The 15,250-nt window shown below is 35.8% G+C and carries 13 protein-coding genes and 1 rRNA gene; 7 read left to right on the forward strand and 7 right to left on the reverse strand.

What is annotated here, in order from left to right; translation table 11 throughout:
- Nucleotides 1–184: 184 nt before the first annotated feature.
- The 4 genes from rrf (at nucleotide 185) to putP (ending at nucleotide 6,838) form a co-directional block, all read left to right on the forward strand.
- Nucleotides 185–296 (forward strand): 5S ribosomal RNA (gene rrf, locus ORI89_RS09810).
- A gap of 507 nt (nucleotides 297–803) precedes the next feature.
- Complete coding sequence (locus ORI89_RS09815; RefSeq protein ID WP_268230297.1) at nucleotides 804–2,276, forward strand: S10 family peptidase; 1,473 nt, start codon at nucleotides 804–806, stop codon at nucleotides 2,274–2,276.
- Nucleotides 2,277–2,333: 57 nt separating this feature from the next.
- A complete protein-coding gene (locus ORI89_RS09820; protein ID WP_268230298.1) occupies nucleotides 2,334–5,219 on the forward strand; it encodes a tetratricopeptide repeat protein in 2,886 nt (961 codons plus the stop codon).
- Nucleotides 5,220–5,335: 116 nt separating this feature from the next.
- On the forward strand, nucleotides 5,336–6,838 hold the full coding sequence (gene putP, locus ORI89_RS09825) for a sodium/proline symporter PutP (RefSeq protein ID WP_268230299.1): 1,503 nt from the start codon (nucleotides 5,336–5,338) through the stop codon (nucleotides 6,836–6,838).
- 121 nt (nucleotides 6,839–6,959) lie between these two features.
- On the opposite strand, the gene hmpA is transcribed toward putP, so the two are convergent.
- The 3 genes from hmpA to ORI89_RS09840 form a co-directional block, all read right to left on the reverse strand.
- Nucleotides 6,960–8,168, reverse strand: coding sequence for an NO-inducible flavohemoprotein (gene hmpA, locus ORI89_RS09830; RefSeq protein WP_268230300.1), 1,209 nt, complete (start codon nucleotides 8,166–8,168; stop codon nucleotides 6,960–6,962).
- Between the two features lie 80 nt (nucleotides 8,169–8,248).
- Entirely contained in the window at nucleotides 8,249–8,686 is a 438-nt protein-coding gene (locus ORI89_RS09835) for an RrF2 family transcriptional regulator (RefSeq protein ID WP_268230301.1), read from the reverse strand.
- A 6-nt stretch (nucleotides 8,687–8,692) separates the two neighbouring features.
- On the reverse strand, nucleotides 8,693–9,034 hold the full coding sequence (locus tag ORI89_RS09840; protein WP_268230302.1) for a cupin domain-containing protein: 342 nt from the start codon (nucleotides 9,032–9,034) through the stop codon (nucleotides 8,693–8,695).
- Between the two features lie 154 nt (nucleotides 9,035–9,188).
- Between ORI89_RS09840 and ORI89_RS09845 the strand changes: the two genes are divergently transcribed.
- Nucleotides 9,189–9,680 (forward strand): DinB family protein, encoded by a 492-nt coding sequence (locus ORI89_RS09845; protein WP_268230303.1) that lies wholly within the window; start codon nucleotides 9,189–9,191, stop codon nucleotides 9,678–9,680.
- Nucleotides 9,681–9,741: 61 nt separating this feature from the next.
- On the opposite strand, the gene sucD is transcribed toward ORI89_RS09845, so the two are convergent.
- Together sucD and ORI89_RS09855 are read right to left on the reverse strand one after the other, a co-directional pair.
- Nucleotides 9,742–10,617: a succinate--CoA ligase subunit alpha gene (sucD, locus tag ORI89_RS09850; protein ID WP_268230304.1), complete on the reverse strand. Its 876-nt coding sequence runs from the start codon at nucleotides 10,615–10,617 to the stop codon at nucleotides 9,742–9,744.
- A 53-nt stretch (nucleotides 10,618–10,670) separates the two neighbouring features.
- Entirely contained in the window at nucleotides 10,671–11,231 is a 561-nt protein-coding gene (locus tag ORI89_RS09855; RefSeq protein WP_268230305.1) for an RNA methyltransferase, read from the reverse strand.
- A gap of 223 nt (nucleotides 11,232–11,454) precedes the next feature.
- On the opposite strand from ORI89_RS09855, the gene rpsT reads away from it, so the two are divergent.
- A complete protein-coding gene (gene rpsT, locus ORI89_RS09860; RefSeq protein WP_268230306.1) occupies nucleotides 11,455–11,709 on the forward strand; it encodes a 30S ribosomal protein S20 in 255 nt (84 codons plus the stop codon).
- 154 nt (nucleotides 11,710–11,863) lie between these two features.
- Here rpsT and ORI89_RS09865 read toward each other — a convergent pair whose 3' ends face one another.
- Together ORI89_RS09865 and ORI89_RS09870 are read right to left on the reverse strand one after the other, a co-directional pair.
- On the reverse strand, nucleotides 11,864–12,709 hold the full coding sequence (locus tag ORI89_RS09865; protein WP_268230307.1) for a 3-keto-disaccharide hydrolase: 846 nt from the start codon (nucleotides 12,707–12,709) through the stop codon (nucleotides 11,864–11,866).
- An 11-nt stretch (nucleotides 12,710–12,720) separates the two neighbouring features.
- A complete protein-coding gene (locus ORI89_RS09870) occupies nucleotides 12,721–13,554 on the reverse strand; it encodes a helix-turn-helix transcriptional regulator (RefSeq protein WP_268230308.1) in 834 nt (277 codons plus the stop codon).
- A gap of 202 nt (nucleotides 13,555–13,756) precedes the next feature.
- Between ORI89_RS09870 and ORI89_RS09875 the strand changes: the two genes are divergently transcribed.
- Entirely contained in the window at nucleotides 13,757–15,250 is a 1,494-nt protein-coding gene (locus tag ORI89_RS09875; protein WP_268230309.1) for a succinate CoA transferase, read from the forward strand.

Genomic DNA, 15,250 nt, shown 5'->3' on the forward strand with positions numbered 1-15,250 from the left:
TACGACGTTGATAGGTTACAGGTCTAAAGGTAGAGATATCAAAGCCGAGTAATACTAATCGCCCGAAGCTTTCCATAGCTGATAGCATCTGTTGTCTTTCTTTTATTGTTTTTTTTCTTTCAATAGTTGTCAATTTTCAGTGTTATGAGTTTTACTTATTCATTCATTGAAAATATTAAGATATTCAGGTGCCTATATCGGCGGTGTCTACCTCTTCCCATTCCGAACAGAGCAGTCAAGCCCGCCAGAGCCGATGGTATTGCCGTAACAGGTGGGAGAGTAGGTCGGTGCCTAATTTTATACAGAAAGCCTTTGCTAGATCAGCAAGGGCTTTTTTGTGTTATAGCATTTTTATTAAACCGTTGTCAGCTTTGCGTGCTGAGCTGTAGATTCCCCAATCTTTTACTTTCTGTTAGTTTTTCGATAATATAGCTGATAATCTGAGTGACTACGAAAGAGCGTACACACTTGTATGAATAAAAACGGGGATAATGTAGTACTGATATTTTATATGAGTGCTGAAATACCAATTATTTGCATTTAAGAATCGAATTTCACGTATGAATTTAAAGAAAATATAATGTTTATCATTTATCTTCTTTTAAAGTTGTAAGTCCATTGTCACGATGGATGATAAACTTTTTTTGCCCTAGAGTTTACGTTAATTGTTTTTATGTTTTTTTTATCACTAAGATGTTGTCTGTTTTAGAAGTTATACTTACTTTAATGGTCTATTTTAAAGCTAGCTTTTTACTCTTGTAGAGTAGGACGTTTATTTAACAACGCATATATGATCTAAGTTTATGAAAAGATTTTTTTTATTAGTCGTCGGTTCTTTTTTGTGTATTGCTGCACAAAGTCAGCGTTTGCCTCAGGCTGATACGGCAGTTGTTACCAAGCACCAATTAACAGCAAATGGTCAACGGTTTAGTTATACTGCAAAGGTAGGGACACAACCTGTTTGGAACGGAGATGGAAAAGTTATTGCTACTGTACATTATAGCTATTATACAAGAGATGATGTTCAAGATCGTTCAAATAGACCTTTAGTTGTCTCGTTTAATGGTGGACCGGGCTCTGGTTCTGTATGGATGCATATTGCTTATACAGGACCTGTTTTGCTCAATATAGATGATGAGGGGTATCCTATCCAGCCTTATGGTATAAAAGATAATGCATATTCGATTTTGGATGTTGCAGATATTGTTTATGTTGATCCGATCAATACGGGTTATTCGCGTATATTAGATGATAAAGCAGATCGTTCTCAGTTTTTTGGTACGAATGCGGATATTAAATATTTGGCAGAGTGGATTAATACTTTTGTAACTCGGAATGATCGTTGGTTGTCACCTAAATATTTAATAGGGGAAAGTTATGGTACAACTAGAGTGTCTGGTTTAGCACTTGAACTGCAAAATGCACAATGGATGTATTTGAATGGAGTTATTTTGGTATCGCCTACTGATTTGGGAATTGCTCGAGAAGGCGCTGTATCAACGGCAAACCGTCTTCCTTATTTTGCAGCGGCGGCTTGGTATCATAAAAGGCTCAATCCTGATTTTCAAAATAGAGAGTTAGAAGAATTCCTACCAGAGGTAGAGAATTTTACTGTGCATGAGTTATTACCAGCTGTTTCCAAAGGTTATAGTATTACGGCTGAAGAGAAAGCAAGCGTTGTTAAAAAAATGGCAGCATATTCAGGCTTGTCTGAGTCTGTAATTTCTCAGAATAATCTAGATGTTTCGACTTCACTTTTTTGGAAAGAACTTTTAAGGGAAGATGGCCGAACAATAGGTCGTTTGGATTCGAGATATTTAGGAATTGATTTTAGAGATGCCGGTGAACGTCCAGATTATAACGCAGAATTAACATCTTGGTTACACTCTTTTACACCAGCTATTAATCATTATTACGCAAATGTACTAAATTATAAAACTGATGTTAAGTATAACATGTTTGGTCCTGTTCACCCATGGGATAGAAGTAATGACCGTACAGGTTTAAGTTTACGCCAAGCAATGGCTGCAAATCCTTATTTGCATATGATGGTGCAATCAGGTTATTATGACGGAGCAACGGATTATTTTAATGCTAAATACAATATGTGGCATATGGATCCTTCTGGTAAGTTATCTGATAGAATGAGTTTTAAAGGATATAGAAGTGGACATATGATGTATCTTAGGAAGGAAGATCTTATAAAAGCGAATGAGGATATTCGTGAATTTATAAAAAAATCAACTCCGAATAAAGGGGAACCTGCTAAATATTAAGGTGCTAAGAAGCCTTTTTAATAGAAAGGCTTCTTTTATTTTATAATAAATTGTTGAATGAATATTAATAGGTCTATTCTTGTAATTATTTGCTTTCTATTTTGCTCTTCGTACATGACGTATGGGCAAGACTTAATCAATGATACTGATTATGTAAATGAAGTACTTGTAGGGGAGAAAAAGAAAAACAGAGCAATCGCTAAGGCTAATACTCAAGAAAGTTATAAAGCACTGAAGAGATTATTAGCGATTGGAGATTGGGATTTTGTTCTAAATAGTATAAAAGATGGTGCTAAGATAAACGCTATAGAAAAAGCTGAATTAAAATCTCTTTACTTATGGTTGAATAATGATTTTGCTGGAGTTGAGAATGAATTAAAGCTTCTTTCGCAAGATGATCAGCATGATTTTCGTATACAGCGCATTCTAGCAACTTTAGATATTGAAGCTTGGAAGTTGGAAGATGCTGAAAGAAGAATGTTAAAGCAGCTGAACGAATACCCTAAGGACCGAGAGAGTAGTTTGGTTTTGGGTAGAGCCTTATTGTTGCAGAAGAAATATAGGGAGGCTCTTTCCTTAGCGGATGCAATGATTAGCTATAATGATGCCGATGCTTCTGGCTATTTTTTGAAGGCAGAAGTGTATTTTTGGGATCAACGACCTAAGGAAGCAGAAGAAAATCTTGTGAAAGGCCTAAGATTAGACCCGCTAAATGCAGACGCTCGTTTTTATTATGGGTATGCTATATGGAGACGTATTGATGCTACGCAATTGGATGATATGGTTGCTCAATGGGATTTAGCATTAAATATTAATCAGTTACATTATCAAACCCACTGGCATTTAGGTAACGGACATACGAATAGAACTTATGCAGACTATGTTGACGAGCATGAAACTGAAATTCGTAAAGCATTGGATGAAGCAGATTCACTTTTCTCAGCAAATAAATTAAATGAGGCTTTAGAAGTTATCTCCGCTGTTGAAAGAGAATATGTTAATTCGGTTTTGCCTGCAATGCATCGTGCTTCATTATTATATAGTGACTTTGATAATATAAATCGTAGTGAACAGTTAGATAAAGCACAGGATAATTTTATTCATGTTTTATCAAAGAAGAAGCATTATGGGCCTGCGCATAATGGCTTGGCAGCAGTTTTGAAGTCTAAGCGAATCCCATATCTTAGCACATATGAGACTATTATGGGGCAACTAAGGTCTCCTGATATTACCAATATGGATGATTTTCTCGAGGTGTTTCCAGATGTTGGCTATTATCCAGGAAATGTTGCTAAAGGAATGGCGTGGAATCAATTATATACTTCAGTAGTTTATTTTCCTTTCTTAGTAAAGCAGCACCGTGCCTATGTTATACCTCCATTACATATTGACTTGGCTTTAGCGATGAAAGCTCCTTATTTTCGTTTTAATACAACTTTTGACAATCGGCAATGGATGGATATTAGAGGGGTAGGTAGTGGTGCGGCTGCAATAGAGTATGTCGAACGTGGTGCTTTTGAAGAGAGAAATGTATTGCTGCATGAATATGTACACCTTTTCCACTCGCAGGTTACAACTGATGAGCAAAATAGGAGAATTAAGCAGCTATATTATCAGGCGATGGAAAATGGACTGACTCTTGATTATTATTCGCAAAATAACGAATCTGAATATTTTGCTCAGACTTATCCGGCTTATTTTGAGAAGGTCAAAGTTCATCCCTTAGATTTTAAATCTATGAATACTTTATCAGATTTAAAGTCGAAAGATCCGGAAATGTATGCTTTTTTGGATGAGCTTGTAGCAAAGGAACGTGCGTACTTGTCAGGTGACAAATCTGCAATGGCATCTAATTGGGCGCAAGTATATTTAAATTTAGCAAGTAAGGCAGGTCGTATTGATTTACAAGATGCTTATGTTTTGTTGGATACAGCTTTGCAATATGATTCTAAGTATATTCCTGCTCATTTAAGATATGCTGAGTTCCTTACGAGGGAGTCACGTTTTACCGAAGCCGAAAGCTTTATTGATAGAGCTAAAAGTATAGACTCTTTATATGCTCCTATATATAGTACTGAAGCTTATTTAGTGAAGGTAATGTTTCCCGATGCATTTGATAAACAAGCTTATTTGTTACGAAAAGCATATGACTTAGAAGATGACTATATGGAGAAGGCAACGGCTTTTAATGCTTTGAGAAACTTTTATTATAATAGAGGTTTGTTAGAAGAAGCACTAGCAGTGGCGGAAGAGTATATTTTGAATGCTTCTGAGATATCTACATATTTACGTGATCGAAAAAATGAAGCAAAAGCTTTTAAAGCCTATCATTTAGGTTTGCTAGGCGACAACGATAGTGAAAATTTGTTGGCTTATTTAGTGTCTCAGAAACCACAGAATTACGCGCTTCGCACGCAGTATGTTGAAGTTTTATTAGCTAGCAAAGATTTTGAGGGAGCTTTGAAAAATATGCTGCCGTTATATCGGACTTTACAAGCATCTCAAGTGAATAGACCCGAATTTGAGCTTTTGATTGCAGAGGCTTATATAGGCTTGGGTGAAAAAAAAGAAGGCAACATTTTTTTAGATAGATTAACAAGTAAAGACAATGAGTTAGAAAGACTTGACGTTTTGTCTAATTTACGCTTGGTAAGATTATTGCTGAAAGCTGATCGGGGTGAAGATGCTCGGAAAATTTATGAGCAACTTGCGGTCGATGATTCTATTTTTTATAAATCTAGTTTTTCTTTGACTAATGCGTTGTTAAAAGAAAATGAAGGAGATGTCGAAGGAGCAGTAGATTTATTAATTAATTCTTTAAATTACTATAACTATCAGGGAGAAGCAATCCAGATGCTCTATAATTTGTCGAAAACAAATGTTAAAGCAGAAAAAGTGTTTAATCAGTATATGGAGACTTTGGTGATTAAACCTGTTTTGTAAAAAAAAGATATATATGAAATTTTTATATTTTTTTGCTACACAAATGTAATGGAGGAATCCGTATGACCATTGAAAAACAAACCGGGCTTGCGAGCTCATGAAATAATTAAATACATATGAATATATATGAATTAATATCTATCGGATTATATATGCTATTGATGATTGCAATAGGTGTGTATTCTTATAGAAAATCTACCAGTAATTCTGAGGAATTTTTGATTGGTGGAAGAAAAATGGGAGCTGCCGTGACTGCACTATCGGCTGGTGCTGCAGATATGAGCGGTTGGCTGTTAATGGGACTTCCTGGTGCAATGTACTTGTCGGGGCTTTCAAGTTCGTGGATTGCGATAGGTTTAACTACAGGTGCTTTTTTTAATTACCTTATTGTTGCACCACGTTTAAGAATTTATACAGAGATAGCTAAGAATGCGATTACCCTGCCAGTTTTTTTTGAAAATAGATTTCATGATAAGACGCATTTATTGAAGTTGGTATCTTCTGTATTTATTTTAATATTTTTCACGTTGTATACTTCAGCTGGTATGGTTTCGGGGGGAAGACTTTTTGAGTCGGCTTTTGGTATGGATTATTATACGGGATTACTCGTGACTTCTTCTGTTGTTGTATTGTATACCTTTTTAGGTGGTTTTTTGGCGGTTAGCTTAACTGATTTTGTTCAGGGTACTATTATGGTTACTGCACTTGTTGTAGTACCTATCGTGTTGGTATCTCAAGTTGGAGGATTGGGAACTACTTTATCTATTATTGAAAATAAAGACCCTAATTATTTAAATCTATTTACAGGTACTACAACTATATCTATACTTTCTTTGCTGGCTTGGGGCTTAGGATATTTTGGTCAGCCGCATATTTTAGTGCGTTTCATGGCGATAGAACGGGTTCAGGATTTGAAAAAAGCGCGTAGAATCGGAATCAGCTGGATGATATTTACAGTAGGTGGCGCTATGTTGGTGGGGCTTTTCGGTATAGCATATTTGCACCAGTTTGATGTGGATACAATGTCGCGCTTTGATTCTTCAAAAGAGCTTGCAGAAACTATTTTTATTCACGTTTCACGTGTATTGTTTCATCCATTGATAGGCGGTTTTTTATTGTCAGCTATTTTAGCTGCTGTAATGAGTACTATATCTTCTCAGTTATTGGTAACATCAAGCTCAATGACGGAAGATTTGTATAAGAATTTTTTAAATAAAAACGCGTCGGCTAAAAATATGTTAGTTATGAGTCGGGTATCTGTCCTAATAGTCGCTGTCATTGCACTTGTATTATCACTCAGCCCTAAAGATAGTATATTGGATTTGGTAGGGAATGCATGGGCTGGTTTCGGTGCTGCTTTTGGGCCGTTGATTATTTTATCGTTGCTATGGAAGCGAACGACTTCTCTTGGGGCGTTATTAGGAATGATTGTTGGTGGAGCGGTGGTTTTATTATGGGTATATGTCCCACATGATTATAAAGAAGTGTATGAGATTATTCCAGGCTTTATTTTAGGTTTTATTACTATAGTAATAGTTTCTTTCTTAACTAAGCCAGTTTCTAAGAAGATTGAAATGGAGTTTGACGAAGTGCAAAAAATTAATGAACAATACAAGTAAGTGAATACCGTTGCGTACGGTAAAAACTATCACAAAAAATCGGTGGTTTTATGAAAAATGTATAAAATCACCGATTTTAGCGATAGCGTCTGATAAGATACTAATTCGTTAATCTCTTTCTTTAATTAAGCTGTAATGAAGAGGGGCCAAACTCCTCAAAATATATACTGTCTTTAGTTACACCGTTTTCGAGTAAGAAATTATAATGCTTTTTAATAAATGGTGCAGGGCCACAAATATAATATTCTGTTTGATCCCCTACGATTTCTTCTTTTAGTGGTTCTAATTCGACACGTCCATGATAATTTTTGTTTTCGTTTAATTGCTTGTTTTCGTAAAAAATGTGTTGCTTGAGTGCGTTGTAGCTTTTAGTTATTTCTGCTATTCTATCTTTAAAAGCATGCACTTGTTCGTTACGACATCCATGAATCCAGGTTATTTTATTTTCTCGCGTTTGCGTTTCATTAGTGAGATCTTCTAGCATGGAAAGCAGAGGGGTTTGTCCAACTCCACCGCTAATAAAGACTTTATGTGGTTGTCCCTGTTTGTTTAGTGTGAAAGATCCCGCTGGAGCTGTAAGTTCTACGACATCACCAATGTTTATGTTATTATGAAGACGATTACTGATAAGGCCATCAGGGTGGTCATTACCCGTTTCTTTTTTTACAGATATCCGATAAAACTCTCCATTTGGTGAGCAGGAAATGCTGTATTGCCGAGGTTGCATCAAATTTAATTCAGGTAAAAATAAACGAATACTTAAGTATTGTCCAGGTAGGTGGCTAGCCACATTTCCAGCATCTGCAGGGTATAGGTAAAAAGATGTTATTTCGTCTGATTCTTTTATTTTTTGTTTTACTAAGAAGGGACGCCAACCTGTCCACCCCCCCTTACTTTTTACTTGTTCATTATATAACTTTTGTTCGTGTGTTGTCATTATATGGACAAGTTGCTGGTAAGCAAGTGTCCACGCTTCTAAAAGATCAGGACCTGCGGCTTTTCCGAGTACTTCGGCAATCGAAGCTATTAGATGTTTGCCCACAATCTCATAATGTTCTGGACGAATGTCAAGGCTAGTATGTTTCTGTCCAATGTGATTTACAGCAGACATTAATACAGAGGGATCCTCGATATGTTCTGCATACGCAAGAACAGCCATAGCCAAAGCTGTTTGTTGTCTTTCGTTTTGTTGATTTCCCATGTTAAACACATTTTTTAATTCGGGATTGTGCGTGAACATTCGTTTATAGAAATGTTTAGTTAGTAGCACACCGTGCTCTTTTAATACAGGAATTGTGTTTTTTACCTGCTGTATTTGATCTGTTGTCATAAAAATATATTAAAGGATGTTTTTGTCTTTTATTAGAGTATAGTTTAGTTAAATTGTAAACAACTTTTAGTTGCGTCCGTTTATTTCTTTAAAGTTAGTGCGCCACTGAGTAAGTCTTCGTTAAATTCACCAATAGTTGTGCTGTAGAGCATTTGAGTCAATTGATTTCTTACTTTTTTAAATTCACTATGCAATGGGCAAGGATTAGTTTCTGAACAATAACTTAACCCCATTCCACACCCTGTAAAAATTTCGTCCCCTTCAAGACTTGTGATAATATCTGCTAATGGACGATGTAGGCCATTAGCTTCGATGAAGAAGCCTCCATTAGGACCTTTTATAGACGAAACTATGCCTTCTTTACTGAGCTTTTGCAAAATTTTAGCTAGAAAATGCTCAGGTGAATTAATGTTTTCTGCTATTTCTTTGATACCGGGACGATATCCGTTTTCTGAATGACAAGCTATGTAAAAAACCGCGCGCATAGCGTATTCACATGTTTTAGAAAAGAAACCCATCGCTTATTATGCTGTTACTACTTGTTGAACGCGATCTATTTGATCGGCTTTATGAAGAGAGAGTCGTACGATACTTTCTTTAGTAGCTTTTAGATCATGTATAACATGACTATCTAATGTTATCAGTGATCCTGCAGTTAATTGTACACGCTCATCTCCGATACCGAAATCAATATGTCCTTTTACGATTTCAATAATAATGGGATATGGAGCTTTATGGGCTTTCATTTCTTGTCCTTCCCGAAAAGCAATTCTTATTTCTTTACAAAAGTCATTGTTTATTAAAACCTGTACGGCGGGTTGTTTGTCCCCAAAAGTGACATTTTCTAAAAGCGATACTATTTCCATTTGTTTTATATCTTATTTCCCAAATATAGTAATTATTCAATAAAGGATATAAATGTCTTTTATTGTTTTTGGTTCTTTACGAGAATTTAACAAAGGATGGATTGCATAGCTTTAAATTTATGACTAATTTCATGATATAAATAAATGTAGACATATGAGTATTAAACAAAGCTATCTGATCGAGTTAGATCATGAACTTAAAAATACAGAACGTATCTTAAATAGTATACCGGATGCGCATTTAGATTGGCGTCCTCACGAAAAATCAATGACTATGGGAGAGTTGGCTGCCCATGTGGTCGAATTGCATAACTGGGTTGCAAAAGCAATTCATAAAGATGTTTTTGATTTTCATGTAGATTATCAGCCTTTAAAGATTACTTCTATAGCTGATTTGAAGGCAGTTTTAGAAGAGGGGCACGAAGCCAATAAAAAGGTAATTGAAGAAATGTCAGAAGAAAAATGGTTTGTAGAGTGGACGCTTAAGGCAGGTGATCATGTAATTGCGCGTATGCCTAGAGTAGGAGCGCTACGGTTTATTGTTACCAATCACTTAATACACCACCGTGGTCAACTTACTGTTTATATGCGTTTGTTGGACATTCCTGTTCCAGGGATTTATGGTCCGTCTGCAGATGACAAATAAAATAATAAAAGCTCGCTTATGTTCATAGGCGAGCTTTTATTATTTATGCTTAACTATATATTTATTTTTTAGCTAATTCTTCTGCTATAGCTGCGCCGATTTCTGCAGGTGATTCTACTACACGAATACCACATTCACGCATGATTTTCATTTTTGCAGCAGCCGTATCATCTGCTCCACCCACGATAGCTCCAGCATGTCCCATACGGCGTCCTGGAGGCGCTGTTTGTCCTGCAATAAACCCTACTACTGGTTTAGTTCCGTTTTCTTTAATCCACTGTGCAGCTTCTGCTTCCATTCCTCCACCAATTTCACCGATCATGATAATTGCTTCTGTTTCTGGATCATTCATGAGTAGTTCTACAGCTTCTTTTGTTGTAGTCCCGATGATAGGGTCTCCACCTATTCCAATTGCGGTTGTAATTCCTAATCCTGCTTTCACTGTTTGGTCAACAGCTTCGTATGTTAATGTCCCTGATTTAGATACAACGCCTACATTACCTTTTTTAAAGATAAAACCAGGCATGATTCCAACTTTAGCTTCATCAGCAGTGATGATTCCAGGACAGTTCGGTCCAATTAAACGTGAATTTTTATCGCTCAAGTATGATTTTACTTGAATCATATCTTTAGTAGGTATACCCTCGGTGATACACACGATAACTTCTATACCAGCTTGTGCAGCTTCCATAATTGCATCAGCAGCAAATGCAGGCGGAACGAAAATAATGGAAACGTTAGCAGCAGTGGCATCAACTGCATCCTGCACACTATTGAAGACAGGGCGATCTAGGTGAGATTGTCCACCTTTACCCGGCGTTACACCACCAACAACATTCGTCCCGTACTCAATCATCTGAGACGCATGATAAGTACCTTCGTTTCCGGTAAATCCTTGTACAATTACCTTAGAATCTTTATTTACTAATACACTCATTTTTTCTGTTTTTTTGCAAAGCAAATCTACTATTTTGCAATGACTTCTAAAAATTAAGCAGGCTCTATTGTACCATTTTTTTGAAAAAGCATCGACTTATATGTAAAATGCCAAGTTATTATGCCTATGGCTACTGAAACATTAAAGGAATGTTTTGTGCCAAACTGGGGAATTTCTATACAAGCATCAACTTCTGCCATTAATTCTTCTGAAACGCCATGCACTTCGTTGCCAAAGATTAATGCATATTTTTGATCTGATTTAATTTCAAAATTTTCTAAATTTATACTCCCTTGTGCTTGTTCTACAGCTAATACTATGTAACCATTTTCTTTTAGATTACTTATAGTTTGGGCTGCTGAAGGAGAGTGCTCCCAATCAACAGACTGTGTGGCACCTAGAGCTGTTTTTTCTATTTCGCGATGGGGTGGTGTTGCTGTTATGCCGCAGAGGACTATTTTTTCGACAGCAAAGCCGTCTGCAGTTCGAAAAGCTGAACCTACATTATGCATGCTTCTGACATTATCTAAAACAATAACAATAGGTGTTTTCTCTTGTTTTTTGAATGACTCTACATCAGGTCTATTCAGCTGATCCATTGATAGTTTTTGCATTTTTATTTAAAATGTGAACTTCAAAAGTAAAAATTTTTATACTTTTGAAGTAATTAAATGTATAAGTATTGATAATGAGCGTTCTGTAGTGTTTTTTTTAAGGTTGCTAGAAAACATGAATGATGTTTTACTGTTTTTTGCAAATAGATTTTGAATAGTGGAAATAACATGTTATTTTTGCGTTCCGAAATTGTAATATAAAGAAAATAAAATAGCTAAGAAAATGGCAAATCATAAATCAGCGATTAAAAGAATTAGAGCAAACGCAGCAAAACGTTTAAGAAATCGTTACCAAGCAAAAACTACACGTAACGCAATCAAAAAATTACGTACAACAACAAATGTTGAAGAGGCAAAAACGTTGTTACCAAAAGTTGTTTCTATGCTTGATCGTTTAGCTAAGAAAAACGTTATTCACAAGAAAAAAGCATCAAATAACAAATCAAAATTAACTAAATTAGTTAATAAATTAGGTTAAGTTGTTAGATTGTCAAGAATATTTAGGGATGCGCTAAGCGTATCCCTTTTCTTGTTTTATAAAAGTAGACTAAACCTGTAGAGGTCTGTTATCTTTGTTAAGATGATGTCAGAATAGAAAAAAAAGGAGAATCAAATTTGATTCTCCTTTTTCATTAACGTATGTTTTGAATAACCTTGTTTAATTTTTCTTGATCATCTTTGTATGGCGATAGATCATATAGTTCTACTTTTCTGAAATCTATTGGGTGACTTTCACTTTGTAGGTAGATGAAACCTTTATCTAATAGTTTGCCGTCTTGTTTTACATCAGGATTGTGATTAGATACACTTCCACCTCCTACTTGTGGTTTAAAATATTCTAATACCACTTCTTTATCCATAATATGTTGTACGATAGAATCTCCCAATACCAAAAACTCTGCTGTTACCCATTCATCACCATGATAAGTCTTTGAAGTAGAACTTAGGCAATGTGGTGTGAACAGCTCATTATTTACTACTACATTAGTACCTGGGGTACACAGATTGGATGTTGTTCTTTCGTCTGTGCCATTGCCTCCTAAAAATTGACCTTCAATAGATATTGGGAAATCTTGATCTTTAAGCATTGTTTGTGGATCTTGTCCATGTAGCATAGCTCCACTATTTCTCCATGCCCAACCTTCACCACCTTTGGCTTGTTCGTCGATAAAACGATATTCTACACGTAGAAAGTAATATCCGTAAGGAGTGTTGTAGGCGAGGTGACCATATTGTTGATTAAACTCATCATAGCCATCATATCTAACTTTTAGTAGTCCGTCTTCTACACGGAATGTATTTGCGTAATTGTCTCCGACTTCATGAAGTCTTATTTTGGGAGTCCAATCATTGATGTCTTTACCATTAAATAATTGTATTGCTTCAGGCTGCTCATCTAAGGTTGTTGATGTTGACTGCCCGGAGCAGCTCGTGAAAAATAAGCTTGCGACAATTGAAAATATGAAAATTCGTTTCATGGTTTAAGTTATTAAAGTAATAAATTTTTGTTTTTAATATATTCACTGGGTCGTATCCCAATAATTTTGTTAAATGTATTGCTAAATGTCGGTAAACTACTGTATCCCACCCGCATCGCAGTTTCGTTGACACTAAGTTTTTCATCTAACAATAGTTTTAATGCGGTAAGCATTCTTAGTATCGTGTAATATTGTATGAAAGACATGTTAAGCTCTCTCTGAAACAGGCGCGCTAAAGTACGTTCACTGATATCAAATTTCTTTGCAAGCTCTTTAAAACTGATGTTTTCATCTAACCGACTTTCAAGAAATTCGATAATATCAATGAGCTTTTTATTTCTTGGATAGGGGAGAGCTAGGGGAAGCTCTGTTTGTGATACTTCTGGCAATATAAGTTTGAAGGCTTTTGCTATGCTGTATTTGCTACCATCTGTTGGGAGTATGTTTCCTGTCCATCTATTTGTAAACATGATAAATTCTATGAGGAAGTCGTTTACAGGGTATATATTTACTTTGTCATAAAAGTCAGTATCTGTATCGAATGTAGGGAAATATAGGTTCCGCATTACCACGTCCGGACTACTGGGGTGTATACTGTGCTTCACTCCTGAAGGAATCCAGATGTAATGGCGTGCAGGCAGGAAATAAGATTTTTTTTCTGTACGTAAGAATACGATACCGCCTTCCGTGTAGAGGAATTGACCTTTTTTGTGACTATGTTCGATAATTATCCCTTCACGCATCATAGCATGGTGACAATAAATACTATCTTCATAAGTATCTACTTCTGTAATGTAGTATTTATCGCTATACAATGAGGGGTCGTTGATGGAATTGCTCTTCACGCTTTAAATTTCCTTAAATTTAATGATATAACCAAAAACTAAGTTTTATCTATTAACCTATTAGTATATGTTAAGTTAGTTTTTCTTTTACAATAAGTATAGATAAACAAGTGGCTAAAATAGATAATAAGTATTATTAAATTATGCTTAATATTGTATAGCTTAATAAAGGCTTTGAAGCATAGAAGGTTAATTGTTAATTATGACTAACGATAGAATTAAATTAGATAGTTTAAAGGATAAAATAATGACTGCCCAAGAAGCTGTGAAGTTTTTTGAAGATGGAATGGTAGTTGGAGCAAGTGGTTTTACAAAATCTGGAGATAGTAAGGTTGTACTGGAAGAGCTTGCTAAGCGTGCGACTACTGAAAAAATTCAGATTACTTTAATGACTGGTGCTTCTTTAGGTCATGATACTGATGGAAAGCTAGCAGCAGCCGGTGCACTTAAGAAAAGAATGCCTTTTCAAGTGGATAGGGTATTAAGAAATAAGATAAACGCAGGAGAGGTTTTATTTATTGATCAACACTTAAGTGAAAGCGCTGAATTGTTGCATAACAAAAACTTGCCTTCTGTTGATATTGCTGTTCTTGAAGTAGCATATATTGATCGTGATGGTAATTTAGTACCTACAACTTCTGTGGGGAACTCGGCTACATTTGCGGAATTGGCCGAAAAAGTTATTATAGAGATTAATGAAGCTATCCCCATGGATATTTATGGAATTCATGATATATATAAAGCAGAAGATTATCCACATAGAAATGTTATTCCAATTGTTGCGCCTTGGAATAAAATTGGTCGAAAGACGATTCCGATTAATCCTGATAAAATTGTAGGGATTGTCTTTACAAATAAAAAAGATAGTCCAGCTGATATAGCGGAGCCTGATGCGAAGACGGTAGCTATAGCTAAACATATATTAGATTTTTTTGAAAGCGAAGTTCAACTTGGACATTTAACGGATAGATTATTGCCTATTCAGGCAGGGATTGGAAAAGTGGCTAATGCTGTTTTGACGGGCTTTAAGGATAGCAATTTTTACGATCTGACTATGTTTTCAGAAGTGTTACAGGATAGTACTTTTGACTTGATAGACTCAGGAAAGTTAACTTTTGCATCTGCATCTTCTATTACTGTTTCGGCAGAATGTTATGAACGTGTAATTGGGAATTTGCAGAAATACAGAGATAAAATTGTTTTGCGGCCTCAAAATATTTCTAATACCCCCGGTTTGATTAGAAGGCTTGGTATTATAGCTATAAATACGGCAATTGAGTTTGACATTTACGGGAATGTAAATTCAACGCATATATCAGGGTCTAAAATTATGAATGGTATCGGCGGTTCAGGAGATTTTGCTCGTAATGCTTATTTAAGTGTTTTTGTGACGCAAGCAGCATCTAAAGACAATAAAATATCACATGTGTTGCCCATGGTTTCGCACGTAGACCACACTGAGCACGATGTTGATATTTTAGTGACAGATATTGGCTTGGCAGATTTGCGTGGTTTAGCGCCAAGGGAACGTGCACAAAAAATTATAGATAATTGCGTGCATCCTGATTACAGAGAGGAGTTGCAATCATATTTTGATAGGGCATGCGAACGTGGCGGGCATACTCCACACTTATTGGAAGAAGCTTTTAGTTGGCATTTAAGGTTGGCAGATACCGGTTCGATGAAAAAGCTTTAA

The sequence above is a fragment of the Sphingobacterium sp. UT-1RO-CII-1 genome, assembly GCF_026711005.1.
Taxonomy (GTDB): Bacteria; Bacteroidota; Bacteroidia; order Sphingobacteriales; family Sphingobacteriaceae; genus Sphingobacterium.